Origin of the sequence: Mycobacterium paraterrae (assembly GCF_022430545.2) — a bacterium.
GTDB lineage: Bacteria > Actinomycetota > Actinomycetes > Mycobacteriales > Mycobacteriaceae > Mycobacterium > Mycobacterium paraterrae.
In genome coordinates this window covers 3663783-3681175 of sequence record NZ_CP092488.2, presented here as the reverse complement: position 1 = coordinate 3681175, position 17393 = coordinate 3663783, and the positions used below count along the sequence as shown (strand labels likewise).

Annotated in this window: 16 protein-coding genes; 5 read left to right on the top strand and 11 right to left on the bottom strand. The window is 66.0% G+C overall.

From position 1 onward, the window contains the following. The first annotated feature begins 103 nt into the window (after window positions 1-103). Window positions 104-1555 carry a hypothetical protein gene (locus MKK62_RS17775; protein WP_240258586.1) on the top strand — a complete coding sequence of 484 codons (1452 nt, stop codon included), beginning with the start codon at window positions 104-106 and terminating at the stop codon, window positions 1553-1555. A gap of 60 nt (window positions 1556-1615) precedes the next feature. Here the strand turns inward: MKK62_RS17775 and MKK62_RS17770 are convergent, their stop codons facing one another. From MKK62_RS17770 to ctaD, 8 genes are all read right to left on the bottom strand, one after another. Further along, window positions 1616-2824: a THUMP-like domain-containing protein gene (locus MKK62_RS17770; RefSeq protein WP_240264085.1), complete on the bottom strand. Its 1209-nt coding sequence runs from the start codon at window positions 2822-2824 to the stop codon at window positions 1616-1618. After that, window positions 2782-3750, bottom strand: a complete 969-nt coding sequence (locus MKK62_RS17765) for a class I SAM-dependent methyltransferase (RefSeq protein WP_240258587.1) — start codon at window positions 3748-3750, stop codon at window positions 2782-2784. Before MKK62_RS17765 ends, MKK62_RS17770 begins: the two co-directional genes overlap by 43 nt. A gap of 100 nt (window positions 3751-3850) precedes the next feature. Beyond that, entirely contained in the window at window positions 3851-5896 is a 2046-nt protein-coding gene (locus tag MKK62_RS17760) for a cellulase family glycosylhydrolase (RefSeq protein ID WP_286670865.1), read from the bottom strand. Between the two features lie 43 nt (window positions 5897-5939). Further along, on the bottom strand, window positions 5940-6689 hold the full coding sequence (locus MKK62_RS17750; RefSeq protein ID WP_434084960.1) for an enoyl-CoA hydratase: 750 nt from the start codon (window positions 6687-6689) through the stop codon (window positions 5940-5942). Then, window positions 6686-7513: an NUDIX hydrolase gene (locus tag MKK62_RS17745; RefSeq protein WP_240258591.1), complete on the bottom strand. Its 828-nt coding sequence runs from the start codon at window positions 7511-7513 to the stop codon at window positions 6686-6688. Before MKK62_RS17745 ends, MKK62_RS17750 begins: the two co-directional genes overlap by 4 nt. Further along, complete coding sequence (locus MKK62_RS17740) at window positions 7513-8343, bottom strand: ABC transporter ATP-binding protein (protein WP_240258592.1); 831 nt, start codon at window positions 8341-8343, stop codon at window positions 7513-7515. The genes MKK62_RS17745 and MKK62_RS17740 overlap by 1 nt, the downstream gene beginning before the upstream one ends. 39 nt (window positions 8344-8382) lie before the next feature. After that, window positions 8383-9618: a phosphoserine phosphatase SerB gene (serB, locus tag MKK62_RS17735; protein ID WP_240258593.1), complete on the bottom strand. Its 1236-nt coding sequence runs from the start codon at window positions 9616-9618 to the stop codon at window positions 8383-8385. Window positions 9619-9643: 25 nt separating this feature from the next. Next, a complete protein-coding gene (gene ctaD / locus MKK62_RS17730; RefSeq protein ID WP_240258594.1) occupies window positions 9644-11389 on the bottom strand; it encodes an aa3-type cytochrome oxidase subunit I in 1746 nt (581 codons plus the stop codon). 221 nt (window positions 11390-11610) lie between these two features. Here ctaD and MKK62_RS17725 point away from each other — a divergent pair, with 221 nt between their 5' ends. Both MKK62_RS17725 and MKK62_RS17720 read left to right on the top strand, forming a co-directional pair. Continuing rightward, complete coding sequence (locus tag MKK62_RS17725) at window positions 11611-12675, top strand: iron-siderophore ABC transporter substrate-binding protein (protein WP_240264086.1); 1065 nt, start codon at window positions 11611-11613, stop codon at window positions 12673-12675. Between the two features lie 111 nt (window positions 12676-12786). Beyond that, a complete protein-coding gene (locus MKK62_RS17720) occupies window positions 12787-13827 on the top strand; it encodes an NAD(P)-dependent alcohol dehydrogenase (protein ID WP_240258595.1) in 1041 nt (346 codons plus the stop codon). A gap of 1 nt (window position 13828) precedes the next feature. Here MKK62_RS17720 and MKK62_RS17715 read toward each other — a convergent pair whose 3' ends face one another. After that, entirely contained in the window at window positions 13829-14167 is a 339-nt protein-coding gene (locus tag MKK62_RS17715; RefSeq protein WP_434085098.1) for a DUF3349 domain-containing protein, read from the bottom strand. A gap of 488 nt (window positions 14168-14655) precedes the next feature. Continuing rightward, window positions 14656-15630: a class 1b ribonucleoside-diphosphate reductase subunit beta gene (gene nrdF / locus MKK62_RS17710; RefSeq protein ID WP_240258597.1), complete on the bottom strand. Its 975-nt coding sequence runs from the start codon at window positions 15628-15630 to the stop codon at window positions 14656-14658. Between the two features lie 188 nt (window positions 15631-15818). On the opposite strand from nrdF, the gene MKK62_RS17705 reads away from it, so the two are divergent. Further along, window positions 15819-16265 carry an SRPBCC family protein gene (locus tag MKK62_RS17705; RefSeq protein WP_240258598.1) on the top strand — a complete coding sequence of 149 codons (447 nt, stop codon included), beginning with the start codon at window positions 15819-15821 and terminating at the stop codon, window positions 16263-16265. Beyond that, window positions 16249-16782, top strand: coding sequence for a TetR/AcrR family transcriptional regulator (locus MKK62_RS17700; RefSeq protein ID WP_240258599.1), 534 nt, complete (start codon window positions 16249-16251; stop codon window positions 16780-16782). Before MKK62_RS17705 ends, MKK62_RS17700 begins: the two co-directional genes overlap by 17 nt. On the opposite strand, the gene MKK62_RS17695 is transcribed toward MKK62_RS17700, so the two are convergent. Further along, entirely contained in the window at window positions 16762-17334 is a 573-nt protein-coding gene (locus MKK62_RS17695) for a TetR/AcrR family transcriptional regulator (RefSeq protein WP_240258600.1), read from the bottom strand. The genes MKK62_RS17700 and MKK62_RS17695 overlap by 21 nt on opposite strands. Window positions 17335-17393 lie beyond the last annotated feature (59 nt).

Genomic DNA, 17393 nt, shown 5'->3' with positions numbered 1-17393 from the left:
CCCGGGCCTACCCCGTCGACCTAGCGTCTCGAGCAGTGACCTGAGTTTTTGCTAAGAGACCACGAAGACCGGTCTTGCTCGGTCGCGACGAAAGGAACAGCAGATGGGAAAGTTTCACCGCATCGCGCGCGCTGGAGTCGTTGCCACCGGGCTCGGCCTAGGGGCCGCGGTGGCATCCGTGCCGGGCATCGCGACCGCCGACTACCTCAACGGCTCCGACATTGCCGCGTACCTGCCTGACTTCGGCGCGGTTGCGGCCGCGTCGGCGGCAGCGGTCACACCCCCGACGGTCCCCGATGACTTCTCCAACTTCGCCATCTCCTTCAGCGGAATCCCGCTGTACCAAAGCGGCAGCGCGCTCGCGCAGTCGAGCTTCGGCAACATCGCGATCGCCCACGGCGCCAGCACCTACGCGCTCGCCTACGGCGGGTTGTTCAACACGGCCAACGTCGACGGAGACGGAAGCGGTGCCTTCGTTGGTTCGGCAGGGAGCCTGGGCTTTCCGCTTTTCAACACCGCCTCGGTGACCGGCGACCATAGCGTCGCTGAAGCCGCGTACGGTTTCGGTTCCGGCAGTTACAACACCGCGACCGTAGTCGGCAACCAGTCGACCGCTTACGCGGGCACTCCGAATGGCGGGCTGACCACAGGCAGCTTCAACACCGCCACCGCCGAGGGCTATCAGGCTCACGCGGCCGCTGGACTGGATGGCAGCAGCGGCAATGTCGCCGATGCGAACGGCGACCTCGTCACCGATGTCAGCCCGAACGGACTGTCCGGCGCAGCCGATCCGGCCAGCGCCGCAGCGAGCGCCGATCTGCTCGACAGCGCAGCAGCAGCGGCATCAGTCACGCCGGCCACGCTCCCCGACGACTACTCGAATTTTGCCGTTTCCATCAGCGGACTCGATGTGATCTCGATCGGGCATGCCAGCGCCGAATCGAGCTTCGGCAACATCGCGATCGCTCACGGGCTGTATTCCGACGCCAACGCCATGAGCGGCTTCTTCAACTACGCAACCGCCGACGGCGATCACAGCACCGCTGTCGTCGGAGACACCGGATCGTTCAACTTTGCCTCTGCCACCGGTCTCTGGAGCTCTGCGGCAGCAGCCTGGGGCAGCGGCAATACCGCGGTTGCCAACGGCGACTACGCCGTTGCTCAAGCAGGCGCAGGCGATGGAACTGCGATCTACGACAGCAATTTGAACACAGCGACCGCCGAAGGCTCGCACGCCATCGCCTTGGCAGGCTGGGACGGGTCCAGCAACCACGTCGCAAACGCGGTCGGCGACAACGTCCATGTCTACGATCCGACGGGTACTCCCATGGGCTGGCCGGCCGAAAGCTGGACGACGGACCTGCTCACCTCGCTCGACGGCCATTCGGCTGCCACCGAGGGCGGCAACTGGTTCACCGACCTGCTGTCGTCGTTCGACGGCTCCGCCGCGGCGGAAAGCAGCAACTGGCTGACCGAACTGGTGGCGTCGTTCGACGGCGGGTCGGTCGCTGCCGATGGCGCCAATTTCTGGTCTGAGCTCACCACGCTGTTCTGAGCTGGGTACTGCAGGGTCGGTGACCACCGTTTGAGGCGGCAGACGGTGGTCACCGGCCCTTTAGCGCGACGCCCTGCAGACGAACGCGGTCCCCCGCGCCGCCGCGCCGGAGCCGATTCGCGTGATGATTACCGACAACGACTGGCCACCGCGGAGGCTCATCCGCCGGCGAAGCGCATCGGGATCGATATCCACGCCGCGGACCAGCACTTCGAGCGCGCCGCAGTCGAGCCGCGCCAAGACCTGACGTAGCCGCCGCTCGTCGAAAGCCAACTTCTCGAGTACCTCGAATCCACGTAGTCCCGCCGGTACATAGTCGCCGGACAGGTAGGCGATGTTCGGATCGAGCTGCCAGAGGCCGTGTCGCGCCGCGAAGTGACGCACCAGGCCGGCCCGCACCACCGCACCGTCGGGGTCGACAATCCATCGGCCCGCCGGGCGGACCGGGCAATCGTCTGGCTCCGCGTCGGTGAACCGCTCATCGCGATCCAGGATGCTGGCCCGTCGGCGTACACCCGGTTCGGCCAGGCCGGCCGACCACAAGCAGGCTTCTCGCACCGAACCTCGATACGACGTCACCTCGATCTCACCGTCAAAGCCGAGTTGCGTCACCGCGTCGAAATCGACTCCGGGCGCACACTTCACGACCAGATCGCGGTGCCGGTAGGTATCGATCAGCTCGTCGAGGGCGGGCCGGTAGTCACGAGGATCGAATCGGCGCCGACCACCGCTGCGTCGGACCGGGTCGGCAAGCACCACCGTGCCACGGGTGACCGGATGCAGCGCGTCGGCGCGGCACAAGTCGACGGCGCCGCGGAGGTTGTGGCGCGCCAACGCGAGGCGGACCGGGTCGATGTCGCTGCCGACGACGCGGGTCGCCCTGCCGAGCAACGCCGCCAGTTCGGTACCAATCGAGCAGGTGACGTCGTGAACGACCCTGTGCCGCAACCGATTCGACCGATGCAGGGCCACCGAACCGGCGCTCGCCTGCTGGAGCGCCTCGTCGGTGAACAACCAATCGTCGCTACCCGGCAGTTGGGACAACTTCTCCTGCGCACGCCGACGCAGCAACACCGTCTCCACCAGTACCGGCGTGCGGTCGCCGAATCGCTTCCGCAAGGCTGCGATATCGCCGACCCGATCCGACAGCGGACTGGCCGCGACCACGGCCAGCGCGGCCGAGCCTTCCTCCGACGTCAGGTAGGCGACGTCGTCGAGGGCGAAGTTCAGGACGGCTTGATCCCGGTGATCTCGACGTTGTAGAACCAGCCCTTGGGTACCAGGTGTCGCCAGACGTTGGCGTCGGCCCAGCTCAGCACTTTCCAGCTGCTGAACGCAAAGTTCGCCCACGCCCACCCCAACTTGTCCGGCTGCACCGCGTACTCGAAGGTCCGCAGCGGCCAGCCGAGCATCGCGGCGGTGAACTCGACGGTGGCGGTATCGACGTCTACGGCGCCGGCCGACCTGGCCATCTTCTCCAGCTCGGCGGGAGCAAAGGTGTGCAGGTCGACAATCGACTCCAGGGCCGCGGCACGCGAGGACTCGTCGAGCTCAGCCTGCGGACGCCGCCAACTCCCGAGACCCGGCAGCTTGGTGGCGTTGGTAGCGACCCGCCAGGTTAGCGTGGACAGCGTGCGCGCGTAGCTGTTGCCGACCGTGGTGGGCTCTCCGGCGAACACGAATCGGCCGCCCGGTCGCAGCACGCGAAGCACTTCGCGAAGCGTCAACTCGACGTCCGGAATGTGGTGCAGCACAGCATGTCCCACGACCAGATCGAAGGAGTTGTCGTCGTAGGGGATGCGCTCGGCGTCGGCAACGCGGCCGTCGATGTCTAGTCCCAGCGACTGTCCGTTGCGGGTGGCGACCTTGACCATGCCCGGTGACAGGTCGGTCACCGATCCGCGCCGGGCGACGCCCGACTGGATCAGGTTCAGCAGAAAGAAACCACTGCCGCAGCCCAGCTCGAGCGCGTTGTCGTACGGCAACCGGTGGATCTCGTCGTCCGGGACGACGGTGTCGAAGCAGTCCCGCGCGTAGTCGACGCAACGCTGGTCGTAGGAGATGGACCACTTCTCGTCGTAGTTCTCCGCTTCCCAGTCGTGATAGAGCACCTGGGCCAGCTTGCTGTCGTGGCGGGCGGCCTCGACCTGCTCGGCGGTGGCGTGCGGCTGCGGCGCCGGATCGGTACTGGTCATGGTCGCCCAGCCTATAGCGGTGATCGCAAGCGCGGCCCTGGCGGGCCGCGCGCAGCGGGTCGACGCCATCAATCACGGAGCCGGTCCACCGGCAGCTTGGCTACATTCCCGCGGCGCTGACCGTCACGGAGACGGCGCTGGCACCGGGGTTGGACGCGATCACCAGTTCGGCGGCGTTGGGCGCCGAGACGACCTCGCCGCCGGTGACGCTGACCTGGTAGCCGCCCGGAAATTCGACGCTGGGCACCGAGATCGTGGTGTGCGAGCCGGCCGGGAAGCTGCCCAGTCCGTCGGGCTCCTGAGTCGAGTAGCTGAACTGGAAGGTGCCGTTGGCGAACGAGTAGGACTCCGGGGTGCCGGAAACCAGTTGCGGGTAGGGCTCGGCGAGGGTCTCCAGGTTGGCGGTGTTGACGTTGGCCCCGATCGGCGGATCGGCCGGGTTGTAGACGAGCGACTCGGAATCAGGCGGGCTCGCGCTGGTGGTGATGTCGCCTTGGCCGGAATAGGCCCACTCCGTCCATCCGATCAGATGCTGGTCGGCGCCATGCATCGGTCCGAGGATCTGCGCCTGGTTGCTGGTGGCGCCGAATTCGCTCATGAACGCCGGAATCCCCTGCGCCTGCGCGTAGTTCTCGGCGTTGCCGACTATCCCGCTGACGCTCGGGATGCAGCCAAGCGGGCCGAGGTAGAACTCGCAGTAGTCGTGGAACGACAAGACGGTGTTCGTAGCGTCCACGTGATCGAGATCGACGGGCACGCCAGCGTTGGCGAGGACGTTGGGTTCGAAGAAGATCGGCGTGGTCGGATCGACGGACCGGATCGCATCGGCCCCCTGGTCGTAGAACGGCGTCAACTGCTGACTGTCGAAAAACGGGTTGCCGAACAGGGTCGACAGGAACGTCGACGAGCCCGGGGATGGTTCGTTGATGAGCTCGAACCCGGCCACGTTGGGATTGCCGTTGAAGGCGTTCGCCACGTATTGCAGCATCTGCGCGTAATTGTCCTCGAGCCCAATACCGTTCGATGCGTCGACGTTGGTCCACAACGACTCCCACGCCTGCTGCTCGGCGGGGTTGAAGAACTCGTTGTACGGGAACGGCAGCGACGGGTTGGCGCCGCCGGCGGTGACCGTCGCCCAGTCCGGCGCTCCCTCCCCGCCGAACGCGGTGGCGTACGCGTCCTGGTGGAAGTCGATGATGCTGTAGATCCCGTGGTTGCCGAGCGTCTGGACGGTCTGTTCGATCGAGTTCAGGTAGGCGCTGTCGAAGACGCCGGGCTCGGGTTCGAGGTAGGACCAGATGACGCCGAGACGCACTGCGTTGAAACCGTTCTGGGCCAGGAATGCGGCGTCGTCGTCGCTGAAACCGTCCGCCGACGGCTCGCCCGGCGCGATCTTGTAGACCTCGTTGACGCCGTGCAGCAGGACGACCTGACCGTCGCTGTTGGTCAGCCAGTCACCGCTGGCCGTGAGGCCGCCTTCAGTCGGCATCGCGGGAATTGCGCCGAAGTCGCCGACCATGCCGTGCTGGCCGAACGCGCCGGCATTGCCACCGGCTCCGCCCAGGGCGGGCAGGCCCGCCGCGGTGAGCCCGGCGCCCGCGGTGCCACCATCGCCGCCGATGCCGAACAGCGACCCGGCGTTGCCGCCGTCGCCCCCCGCGGCGCCCGCGCCGCCCGATCCTCCTTCGCCGCCGCTGCCGAAGAAGCCGACCGCGTCACCGCCCGCCCCGCCCGCCTGTCCGGGTTGGACACTGTCCCAGCCTTTTCCGCCGTCGCCGAACCACAGGCCGCCGTCACCACCGTTCGGGTCGGCGGAGGTTCCGTCGGCGCCGTTGCCGATCAGAAACTGCCCGGATGCCATGTTGATGGCATGGTCGACCTGCTCGCCGAATGGGCTGTTGATCCAGCTCTCGACGCCGGCATGCAGAGGATCGTAGATGTACTGCTGGAAAAGCGTTGCCGCAGAAACCGTTTCGGCGGCGCTGAGTGCCTGCTCGATGGCTTGGTTGCCGACCTCGGCGGATGTCGCGCCGGTGACGAGGTTGCCGAGCAGGTCGCTGAGGCCGAAGTCGTCGGCGTGTGCCGCAGGCGAGGTCAGCAATGCCGTCGCCGCGAATGCGGCACCGAAACTAGATCGGAAGATCATGTGCGACCCCGCTCGCTGACGCCGGTGTGAGCTAGCCCATACCTTAAGTCGGCGGCATCGTCGGCGGTCGCACATTGGCGTCGAATACTTCGAGGTAGCGGCGTCGCTCGACATCCCATCGCTCCGCGGGAGCTATCCGGTAGACGTCGTCGAGGGCGGCCTTGGCGGCTGCGAGCGCCGCGCCGGGCGCGTCGACGAAACGGCTGGCCCACGCCGCCGCGGTGTCGTATACGCCGTCGGGAGCCGCCAGCTCGTCGACCAACCCCAGGGCCTGGGCCTCCTCGGCGTCGAAGAATCGGCCGCTGTACACCAGCTCCTTGGCCTTGCTGGCTCCGACCGTGCGGGCCAGCCGCGCCATCGCCTCGCCGTCGGGAACCAGGCCGGCCAGGATCTCCGTCGCGCCGAAGCGAACGTTGTCGCCGCTCACCCTCCAGTCGGCGGCCAACGCCAGGCCGAGCCCGGCGCCAAGGGCGTATCCGGTGATTGCGGCGACGGTCGGCTTGGGAATCGCGGCGACGGCATCGACAGCGGCGCGGTGCACGCGTATCCAGCTCTCGGCTTCCGACGCGGTCAGGGTCCGCAGCTGTTGCATGTCGTCGCCGGCCGAAAAGATCTCGTGGCCACCGAACAGGATGACGGCGGAGACGCTGTCGTTGCCACCCACCTCGGCCGCCGCCTGCTCGATTTCCCGGTAGACCTGCCGGGTCAACGCATTGGTCGGCGGCCGTGACAGCACCACGGTCCCCACACCGGGGCGTGCGGCGTCGAAGTGGACGCTGACGAACTCGCTCAAAGGTGCCAACCCTGTCCACCGGCTTTGCGGGCCCGGTGATACCGGTCAGAGTCGAAGAACTCGAAAATCCAATTGTCACCGTCGATTTCGAGATTCGGCTGCACCGTGACGATCTGACGCTCGACGGCCAGCACGTCGGCGACGGTGTGCCCGTTCAGTGAATCCAGCTGGGTCCATGTCGGCGGTAGCAGGAAGCAGCGTCCGTTTTCGAAGTCGGCGATGGCCGCTTGCGGCGTGGTCCACTCCGCGCGGTCGGATTCGGTGTTGTCCCCGTCGGCCCGCTGCCCCTGCGGCAGCGCTCCCACGAAGAAGTAGGTGTCGTAGCGACGGGTGCGCTCAGCTTCCGGCGTCACCCAGTTGGCCCACGGCCGCAGCAGATCCGAGCGCAGCACCAGGCGCTCGCGGCGAAGGAAGTCGGCGAACGACAGCGTCCGTTTGTCGAGATCGCGTCGGGCGTCGGCGTAGACCGAGGCGTCGCCGACGATGCCGTCCGGGTCGTCGGCCGGGCCGGCGAACAGCACCCCGGACTCCTCGAAGGTTTCCCGGGCCGCCGCGCACACCAGCGCCGCGGCCAGTTCGGTGTCGGTGCCGAACCGCTCGGCCCACCACGCGGGCGGCGGTCCGGCCCACGCGATATCGGCGTTGCGGTCGCGGTCGTCGACACCGCCACCGGGGAAAACCATGGTGCCCGGGGCGAACTCCATCTTCGAGTGGCGCCGCATCAAAAAGACGTCTAGTCCGTGGCCGCGGTCCTGCCCGTCGCGCACCAGCATCACGGTCGCGGCCGGCCGCACCGGCAACGGAACGAACGTGTCTTCTGTCATCAGCGCCTCCGGTGTGCCGCGCGGGTACGGGTGCGGCGGGCGAAATAGCGCCCGTCGAGCACGTCCACCTCGATCGACTGGCCGAACGCCACGGACAGGTTCTCGCTGGTTAGCACGTCGGACAGCAGCCCCGCCGAGACGACCTGCCCCTCCGATAACAGCATGCAGTGGCTGAAGCCGGGTGGAATCTCCTCGACGTGGTGGGTGACCAGAACCAACGCCGGCGCATCCGGGTCGGCGGCCAGGTCGGCCAGCCGCGCCACCAGCTCCTCGCGCCCGCCCAGATCGAGGCCGGCCGCGGGCTCGTCGAGCAACAGCAGCTCGGGGTCGGTCATCAGCGCCCGCGCGATCAGGATCCGCTTGCGCTCGCCTTCGGACAGCGTGTGGTAGCGGCGATCGGCCAGGTGCTCGGCGCCCAGACTCTCCAGCATGTCGACGGCGCGGTGGTAGTCGACGTCTTCGTACTTTTCCCGCCAGCGGCCCAGCACCGCGTAGCCGGCGGAGACGACCAGGTCACGGACCACCTCGTCGCCGGGAATGCGTTGGGCCAGAGCCGAAGAACTCAGGCCGACCCGCGACCGCAACTCGGACATGTCGACCCGGCCGAGTCGCTCCCCGAGCACGTAGGCGACTCCCGAGGACGGATGCTCGGCCGCGGCGGCGATGCGCAGCAGCGACGTCTTGCCGGCGCCGTTGGCCCCGATGATCACCCAGCGTTCGTCCAACTCGACCGACCAGGTCACCGGACCGACCAGGGTGTGGCCGTCGCGGCGCAGCGACACGTCGGTGAAGTCGATCAGTAGGTCGGGGTCGACCGCCTCATTGGTCATGTCGGTTCCATCATCGGATTCTCCCGAATCTTGCGATCGCTACTGGGGCGGGATGTCGACGCGACGCACCACGCCGTCGAGCGCGTCGGCGGCTTCGATCTCTCCGCGCGTCACACCGAGCAGGAATAGCACGGTGTCCAAGTAGGGGTGGCTCAGCGACGCGTCGGCAACTTCCCGCAGCGCGGGTTTGGCGTTGAAGGCGATACCCAGCCCGGCGGCGGACAGCATGTCGATGTCGTTGGCGCCGTCTCCCACCGCGACCGTCTGTGCCATCGGCACACCGACCTGGCTTGCAAAGTTGCGCAGCGCCTTCGCCTTTCCGGCGCGGTCGACGATCTGGCCGACCACGTGACCGGTGAGTTTGCCGTCGACGACCTCCAGCACGTTGGCAGCCACGAAGTCGAGCATCAGCTCGTCCGCCAGCGGCTGGATGACCTGTCGGAACCCTCCGGAGACCACGCCCACGTGGTAGCCCAACCGGCGCAGCGTCCGGATCGTCGTCCGGGCGCCCGGAGTCAGCTCGATATCCCGGGCGACCTCGTCGAGCACGTCGGCCGGCAGCCCGGCCAGCGTCCCGACCCGCTGGTGCAGCGACTCGGTGAAGTCCAGCTCACCGCGCATGGCGGCGTCGGTGATCGCCTTGACGGCTTCCTCGGCCCCGGCCCGCGCCGCGAGCATCTCGATGACTTCCTGCTGGATCAGCGTCGAGTCGACGTCGAAAACGATGAGCCGCTTGGCCCGGCGCGCAATGCTGTAGTCCTCCAGCGCGACGTCGACACCCACTTCGGCGGCCACCCGGGTCAGCGCCTCTTGAAGACGGCCGTCGGCTCCGGTCGGCACCGACACCCGCAACTCCAAACCGGTGACCGGATAGTCCGACACACCGCGGATCAGGTCGATGTTGACGCCCAGCGCCGCCACTTCATGGGCGACGACACCGAACGCCTCAGCCGTGATGGGCCGGCCCAGCACCACGATCGTGTGCGTCGACGGTTCCCGGATGATCCGCAGATCATCGCTGCGCTCGATGGTGACGTCCAATCCGACACCGTGAATCGCCGCCTCGACCTCGTCGCGAAAAGCGTTGCCGTCGACGACATCTACCGGAGCCGAGACGACTACACCCAATGTGAGCCGGCCGCGGATTACGACCTGCTCGACGTTCAGCAACTCGACCTGGTGGCGCGAGAGGACGCCGAACAGCGCCGACGTCACGCCTGGCTTGTCGTGACCGGTGACGGTGATCAACGCCGACACCTTGCGCGGGGTACTCACCCCAGATTGCCTCCGGCAGAGGGCATTACGTGCGGACGTTGACGTCGTCGGCTCGGGTGACGTCGCCGTCCGACGGGCCGTGCGCCCGACCCACATGTGCCTCGGCGCGGATCCGGTCGATCATGTGCGGATAGTGCAACTCGAACGCGGGGCGCTCGGAGCGAATGCGCGGCAGCTCGGTGAAGTTGTGCCGCGGCGGCGGGCAGCTGGTCGCCCACTCCAGCGAATTACCGTAGCCCCACGGGTCGTCAACCGTCACGACTTCGCCGTAGCGCCAGCTCTTGAACACGTTCCAGACGAACGGGATCATCGAGACGCCGAGGATGAACGCGCCGATCGTCGAGACCACGTTGTAGGGCTGGAACCCGTCGGTGGGCAGGTAGTCGGCGTACCGACGCGGCATACCGATGTCGCCCAGCCAGTGCTGCACCAGGAACGTCACGTTGAAGCCGATGAAGGTCAACCAGAAGTGCAACTTGCCGAGGCGTTCATCGAGCAGGCGACCGGTCATCTTCGGGAACCAGAAGTAGGTGCCGGCAAAGGTCGCGAACACGATCGTGCCGAACAGCACGTAGTGGAAATGGGCGACCACGAAATAGCTGTCGGTCACGTGGAAGTCCAGCGGCGGGCTGGCCAGCAGCACGCCGGTCAGGCCACCGAGCAGGAACGTGATCAAGAAGCCGATGGAGAACAGCATCGGCGTCTCGAAAGTCAACTGCCCCTTCCACATCGTGCCGATCCAGTTGAAGAACTTGATCCCGGTCGGCACCGCGATGAGGTAGGTCATGAACGAGAAGAACGGCAGCAGGACCGCGCCGGTGGCGAACATGTGGTGCGCCCACACCGCGACCGAGAGAGCCGCGATCGACAGGGTCGCGTAAACCAGCGTGGTGTAACCGAAGATCGGCTTGCGGGAGAACACCGGGAAGATCTCGGTCACGATGCCGAAGAACGGCAGCGCCACGATGTACACCTCTGGGTGTCCGAAGAACCAGAACAGGTGCTGCCACAGCAGGACGCCGCCATTGGCCGAGTCGTAGATGTGGGCACCCAGGTGGCGGTCGGCGGCGAGCCCGAACAGGGCCGCGGTCAGCAGCGGGAAGGCCAGCAGCACCAGGATCGACGTGACCAGGATGTTCCAGGTGAAGATCGGCATCCGGAACATGGTCATGCCGGGGGCGCGCATACACACCACCGTGGTGATCATGTTCACCCCGCCCAGGATGGTGCCCAGACCGGCGACGATGAGGCCCATGATCCACAGGTCACCGCCCGCGCCGGGCGAGTGCACCGCGTCGGTGAGCGGGGTGTAGGCGGTCCAGCCGAAGTCGGCGGCGCCGCCGGGAGTGATGAAGCCGGCCATCCCGATCAGCGCGCCGAACAGGAAGAGCCAGAACGAGAAGGCGTTCAGCCGCGGGAAGGCCACGTCGGGCGCGCCGATCTGCAGCGGAAGCACCAGGTTGGCGAAACCGAACACGATCGGGGTCGCATAGAACAGCAACATGATCGTGCCGTGCATGGTGAACAGCTGGTTGTACTGCTCGTTGGACAGGAACTGCAGTCCGGGAGCCGCCAGTTCGCTGCGCATCAGCAGCGCCAGCAGGCCACCGATGAAAAAGAAGATGAAGCAGGTGACCACATACATGATCCCGATCAGCTTGTGATCGGTCGTGGTGATCAGCTTGTAGATCAGGTTGCCCTTGGGACCCGTTCGCGCCGGGTATGGGCGACTAGCCTCGAGTTCTCCCAAAGGGGGGGCTTCGGCAGTCAAGAGCTCCTCCAAACGTCGAGCAGGGCAACCGCAATCACAGAATCCCGAGTCTAGCCCGCCTACCGGCGCCGCGACGGACAGGTCCTACAAACTGTCGTAATAAGCGGGTGAACTCTCTTGGCTTGCCGCGACGCGCGTTCGGCGAGGTCGGCTTCACCTGGCCGGATGTTAACGTCGGACCCGTGCTGATCAGGGGTGGGCGACCCGCGCTGGCCGCTGCGATGACGGCAGCGCTGGCCGTCGCCGCGTGCAGCGGTTGCACCTCTGGATCCCAGGGAGGCGGCAAGCCGCCGTCGGTGTCGGTAATCACCAGCACGACTCAGATTGCCGGCGCTGGGGTGCTGGGAAACCAGCGCCGCCCCGACGAGTCATGCGCACCAGAGCCCGCCGGTCTGGATCCCGCCGCATCGCCGCGCATCGCGCACAACGCGGCCGGCGTCGAACCGGATACCGCCGAGGTGCCCGCCGACCCCCAGCGCATCGTCGTGCTCTCCGGCGACCAGCTCGACGCGTTGTGCGCGCTGGGTCTGCAGGCACGCATCGTCGGGGCCGCACTGCCTGACGGCTCGCCTGAGCAGCCGTCCTACCTGGGCACCGTCGTGCACAAAGTGCCGGGTGTGGGCACCCGCAGCCATCCCGACCTGAACGCGGTCAAGGCCGCCAAACCTGATCTGATTCTCGGCTCGCAGGCCTTGACCCCGAAGCTGTACGCCGATCTGGCGGCTATCGCGCCGACTGTGTTCACCGGTGCACCCGGTGCCGCCTGGCAGAACAACCTGCGCGGGGTCGCCGAAGCCACCGCGCGCGCCGACGCCGCCAACGACGTGATCGAACGCTTCACCGCCAAGGCTCACGACGACGGCGCCGCCCATGATTCCGCGCACTACCAGGCGTCGGTGGTGCAATTCACCGCGAATGCCGTGCGCGTCTACGGGTCCGACAACTTCCCGGGCAGTGTCTTGACCACGGTCGGCGTGGATCGCCCTGCGGCGCAACGTTTTACCGACAAGCCCTACATCGAGGTGGGCAGCACCGACCATGACCTGTCGGGCAGTGCCGACTTCTCGCCCGCCGACGCCGACGTCGTCTATGTGTCGTTCGACTCCCCTGCCGCCAAAGACCGTGCGCCGACGATCTTCGACAGTGACGCGTGGCGCCGGCTGTCCGCCACTCGCGACAACCGGATCTTTGTGGTCAACAATGAAATCTGGCAGACCGGCCAGGGCGTGGTTGCGGCCCGCGGCATCATTGACGACCTGCGCTGGATCAACGCGCCGATCAACTAGTCGCGGTGTGAGGTCGACCGCAGACCCGCGGTTACATAGCTTGTCTATGCTAATCTGGGTGGCGTTCAATGGAATTCGAGACAAATTCACGCGCACTGAAGAGGATCGTTGATGAGCACCGTTTCCGCGTACGCCGCCTCGGACAAGTCGGGGCACCTGACCAAGACCACGATCGACCGCCGCGAACCCGGCCCGCACGACGTTGCCATCGACATCAAGTTCGCCGGCATCTGCCACTCCGACATTCACACCGTGAAGGCCGAGTGGGGCACTCCCACCTACCCGCTTGTGCCTGGACACGAGATCGCGGGCGTCGTGACGGCCGTGGGTGCCGAGGTGACCAAACACGAGGTGGGTGACCACGTCGGCGTCGGCTGCATGGTGAACTCGTGCGGCCACTGCAGTAGCTGTACGGCCGGACTGGAGCAGTACTGCAAAAACGGCGCGATCATGACCTACAACTCCAAAGACGAAGACGGCACCATCACCCAAGGCGGGTACAGCCAAGCCGTCGTCGTGAACGAGAACTTCGTGGTGCGGATTCCTGACTCGCTGCCCCTGGACGCCGCGGCGCCGCTGTTGTGCGCCGGGATCACCCTGTTCTCGCCGTTGCGGCACTGGAAGGCCGGACCCGACACCCGGCTCGCGATCATCGGGCTGGGCGGCCTGGGGCACATGGGCGTCAAACTCGGCGCCGCGATGGGCGCCGAGGTGACGGTGTTGTCGCAGTCGTTGAAGAAGATGGAAGACGGCCTGCGCCTGGGCGCCAAGCACTACTACGCGACTTCCGACAAGGACACCTTCAAGAAGTTGCGCAACGGCTTCGACCTGATCCTGAACACCGTCTCGGCCAACCTGGACCTCGGCGCTCACTTGGGCCTGCTCGACGTGGACGGCACGCTGGTGGAACTGGGCATCCCGGAGCACCCGATGGAGGTGCACGCTTTCTCGCTGGCGCTCGCCCGCCGCAGCCTGTCCGGCTCGAACATCGGTGGCATCGCCGAGACCCAGGAGATGCTCAACTTCTGCGCTGAGCACAACACGCTGCCCGAGATCGAGGTTATCGAGGCGAGCTACGTCAACGAAGCTTACGAGCGGGTCCTGGCCAGCGACGTGCGGTACCGCTTCGTGATCGACGTATCGACTATCTGAGTCAGGGCGCCGTGGCGCCGGGCTGGTCGCTGATACCAGACAGCGGCCACCCGGCGGCGGCCAGCCGAGCGGCGACTCGGGCGATGTTCTCCGGACTCGCGTCGTAGTGCGTCATGTCGGCGATGAAGTCCGCGATCACGTCACGGTCGATACGGCTTCCCGACAAGTCTTCCTCGTCGATCGAGTCCACGACCTCGGTGATTTCTTCTTCGGTCAGCGGCGTGCTGCGCAGCAGTGCCAGCAAGGGGACACGGTCGGGCCCGGGGACACCTTCCGGATAGCCGACCTGCAGCCACTTGATGACGGATCGGAAGAACTTGGCCGCCGAAGTCGGTGTTATCGCCATTGCATCAGTGTCAGGGCTCGAGGGGCGGCGTCGCCACTGTCACGGCCGAACGCGGGTGAAATTCATCCGCCGTTCAGTCAGCGTGCCTGGCGAAGCGCGGAGTATGGCCCGGGGACCTGCCCTTGGTGGAGGACGGAAAACGGTCCGTGATGGGCACGCGGCGACGGCACTTGGGGTTCCACCGGCGCTACGTGCGTGCCATGCGCCTGGGCAAGGCCGGCCGAGCCGAACAGCAAGAGTGCACTCGAGGCCAGCGCCGTGACAACCCTGCGGACAACTGTGACGGCGGCCATGGACGACGAGTGTAATCGGCACTCGTTTTCATCTAGCCGCGTGACGCGCCCGCCTGAGATTTAGAAGTCCCAGTCCTCGTCTCGGTGATCGAGCTTCACGCGCCCCGACTCCTCGGAATGGGACTTAGAAGTCCCAGTCCTCGTCTTCGGTGATCGAGCTTCACGCGCCCCGACTCCTCGGAATGGGACTTAGAAGTCCCAGTCCTCGTCTTCGGTGACGACGGCCTTGCCGATCACGTATGACGAACCCGAGCCGGAGAAGAAGTCGTGGTTCTCGTCGGCGTTCGGCGACAGGGCCGACAGGATTGCCGGGTTGACGTCGGTCTCGTCGCGCGGGAACAGCGCCTCGTAGCCGAGGTTCATCAGGGCTTTGTTGGCGTTGTAGCGCAGGAATTTCTTGACGTCCTCGGTGAGCCCGACCTCGTCGTAGAGATCCTGGGTGTATTCGACCTCGTTGTCGTAGAGCTCGAACAGCAGCTCGTAGGTGTAGTCCTTGAGCTCGGCCTGCCGGGCCGCGTCCTCGTTGGCCAAGCCCTTCTGGAACTTGTAGCCGATGTAGTAACCGTGCACGGCCTCGTCGCGGATGATCAGCCGGATCAGGTCGGCGGTGTTGGTCAGCTTGGCCCGGCTCGACCAGTACATCGGCAGATAGAAGCCGGAGTAGAACAGGAAGCTCTCCAGCAGCGTCGAAGCGACCTTGCGCTTGAGGGGGTCGTCGCCGCGGTAGTAGTCCATGACGATTTCGGCCTTGCGCTGGAGGTTGGGATTCTCCTCTGACCAGCGGAACGCCTCGTCGATCTCGACCGTCGAGCACAGCGTGGAGAAGATCGAGCTGTAGCTCTTGGCGTGGACCGACTCCATGAACGCGATGTTGGTGTACACCGCCTCCTCGTGCGGGGTCAGCGCATCGGGAATCAGGCTGACGGCGCCCACCGTGCCCTGGATGGTGTCCAGCAGCGTCAACCCGGTGAACACCCGCATGGTCAACTGCTTCTCGCTGGGCGTCAGCGTTCCCCACGACGGGATGTCGTTGGATACCGGCACCTTTTCTGGCAGCCAGAAGTTGCCGGTCAGCCGCTCCCAGACCTCCGCGTCTTTCTCGTCTTGCAGACGGTTCCAGTTGATCGCGGAGACACGGTCGATCAGCTTCATTCCATCAGTCACCAGAACCCCACTTCACCAGGACGGATAGTCGACGTTGCGTAGGTCACAAACACTACCCCTGGGGTACGACATCGCGATGGAACACAACAACTTGTGTTTCCGCGTGTCGCACGCAGGACAGCTACTCGCTTTGCATACCCCTCATTCTGCGCTAGGTATTCCCACGACTTCGATGTACCATTTGGTACATGTTGACCGAAGACAGCATCGAGATCGACGCTCCACCGCAGCTGGTGTGGAAGGTGTTCAGCGACGTCGAGCATTGGCCCGACTGGACCGAATCGGTCACCTCGCTGATCGGTCACGACGGCCCCGACCTTGCTGTCGGCAAACGGTTCTCGATCAAGCAGCCCGGAATGGCGAAGCTGGTCTGGGAAGTCACCGACATCGACGCCGGATCCACGTGGACCTGGGTGCAACGATCAGCCGGAGTCGACGTCAGCGCCCGACATTGGGTCATCCCCCGGTCCGACGGGCGCACCCTGGTGCGTCAGCAACTCGAGCAACGCGGCCTGCTCGGCGCTTTGGTCGGACGAATGCTGGCAAAGAAGACCAGACGCTTCCTCGCACTCGAGGCCCAAGGACTAAAGAACCGCTCTGAGCAACTTCATCGCGCCAGTGGCCAGCCGTCCTGATCGGAGCCGGCGCGGTCAGTTACTGGACAAGCTGGTCGACGAGTTCGCCGCCGGCGGAGTAGGCGACCGGTCGCTGCGCGACGTCGCCGCGGCGGTCGGCACCAGCCACCGAATGCTGTTGCATCACTTCGGTTCTCGTGACGAGCTTCTACTGGCGATCGTCGCGGAAGTCGAGCGCCGGCAGATGGCCGTCCTGGCCGATCTGCCGACCGATCCAGCCGATCACTTTGCCGCGATGTGGGCCGATGTGAGGCGCCCAGAACTGCGGCCGTTCGAGCGACTGTTCTTCGAGTGCTACGCGCGGGCGGCCAACGGCGAGAAGCCTTTTGACCGAATGGTCCCCGGCGCCGTCGACGAGTGGCTAGAGCTCACCGAGGGTCTGGCCGAGCCCGCGGCGGCGCGACTCGGGCTCGCGGTCGTCCGCGGACTGTTGCTCGACCTGGTCGCCACTGGCGATGACGCAGGAGTGGACGCGGCCGCCGGCGCGTTCGCCCAGCTACTTCGACTTCGGCAATAGCGAGATGACGGTGTCGACCAGCTCTTCAGCCGTGGTGTGCCACTTGGCCATATCGAGGTGGCCACTGAGGTCCAGCCCGGTGATGCCGTGGGCCGTCGTCAGCAGCAGAGCACCGTAACGGTGCGCCTGTCGCGGACCGGTAATACGACCCACGATGTCGAGGAACAGGTGCTGGGTTCGCTCGGCCGCCTGGACCGCCCCCGCGATATCCCCTGTCGGCGTGCTGAACATCAACCGATACAGGTGCGGCCGGTCACGACCGATGTCGATCAGGGCGAGCAGACCCGACCGCAGGCACACTTCGGCCGAATCCTCGTTGGCGACAAGCACTTCCAATGCATCACCCAATTCCTGCAGCCCGTTGGCGGCCACTTGGGTCAGCAATGACTCCTTATCGGCGAAATGCCGATACGCCGCCGAGCGAGACACCCCGCTTCGCGCTCCGACCTCGCGGAGCGTCACGGCTTCCGGGCCACCGAGGTCGAGCAGGGCCGCGGCGGCGTCGATCAGCGACTGGCGGGTTGCCGCCGCACTCTCCGATCGTGTCGCCATCCGCAGAGCATATGCCCGCACCCCAGTTGACAATGTCAACTCAATTACCTAGCTTGAGT

Bases quoted from the DNA above. Each gene is read 5' to 3' on its own strand.
- MKK62_RS17765 (WP_240258587.1), bottom strand. From the start codon at position 3,750: ATGACCAGTACCGATCCGGCGCCGCAGCCGCACGCCACCGCCGAGCAG.
- MKK62_RS17720 (WP_240258595.1), top strand. From the start codon at position 12,787: ATGAGCACCGTTTCCGCGTACGCCGCCTCGGACAAGTCGGGGCACCTG.
- MKK62_RS17725 (WP_240264086.1), top strand. From the start codon at position 11,611: ATGACGGCAGCGCTGGCCGTCGCCGCGTGCAGCGGTTGCACCTCTGGA.
- MKK62_RS17775 (WP_240258586.1), top strand. From the start codon at position 104: ATGGGAAAGTTTCACCGCATCGCGCGCGCTGGAGTCGTTGCCACCGGG.
- MKK62_RS17745 (WP_240258591.1), bottom strand. From the start codon at position 7,513: ATGACAGAAGACACGTTCGTTCCGTTGCCGGTGCGGCCGGCCGCGACC.
- MKK62_RS17740 (WP_240258592.1), bottom strand. From the start codon at position 8,343: ATGACCAATGAGGCGGTCGACCCCGACCTACTGATCGACTTCACCGAC.
- MKK62_RS17760 (WP_286670865.1), bottom strand. From the start codon at position 5,896: ATGATCTTCCGATCTAGTTTCGGTGCCGCATTCGCGGCGACGGCATTG.
- MKK62_RS17695 (WP_240258600.1), bottom strand. From the start codon at position 17,334: ATGGCGACACGATCGGAGAGTGCGGCGGCAACCCGCCAGTCGCTGATC.
- MKK62_RS17705 (WP_240258598.1), top strand. From the start codon at position 15,819: ATGTTGACCGAAGACAGCATCGAGATCGACGCTCCACCGCAGCTGGTG.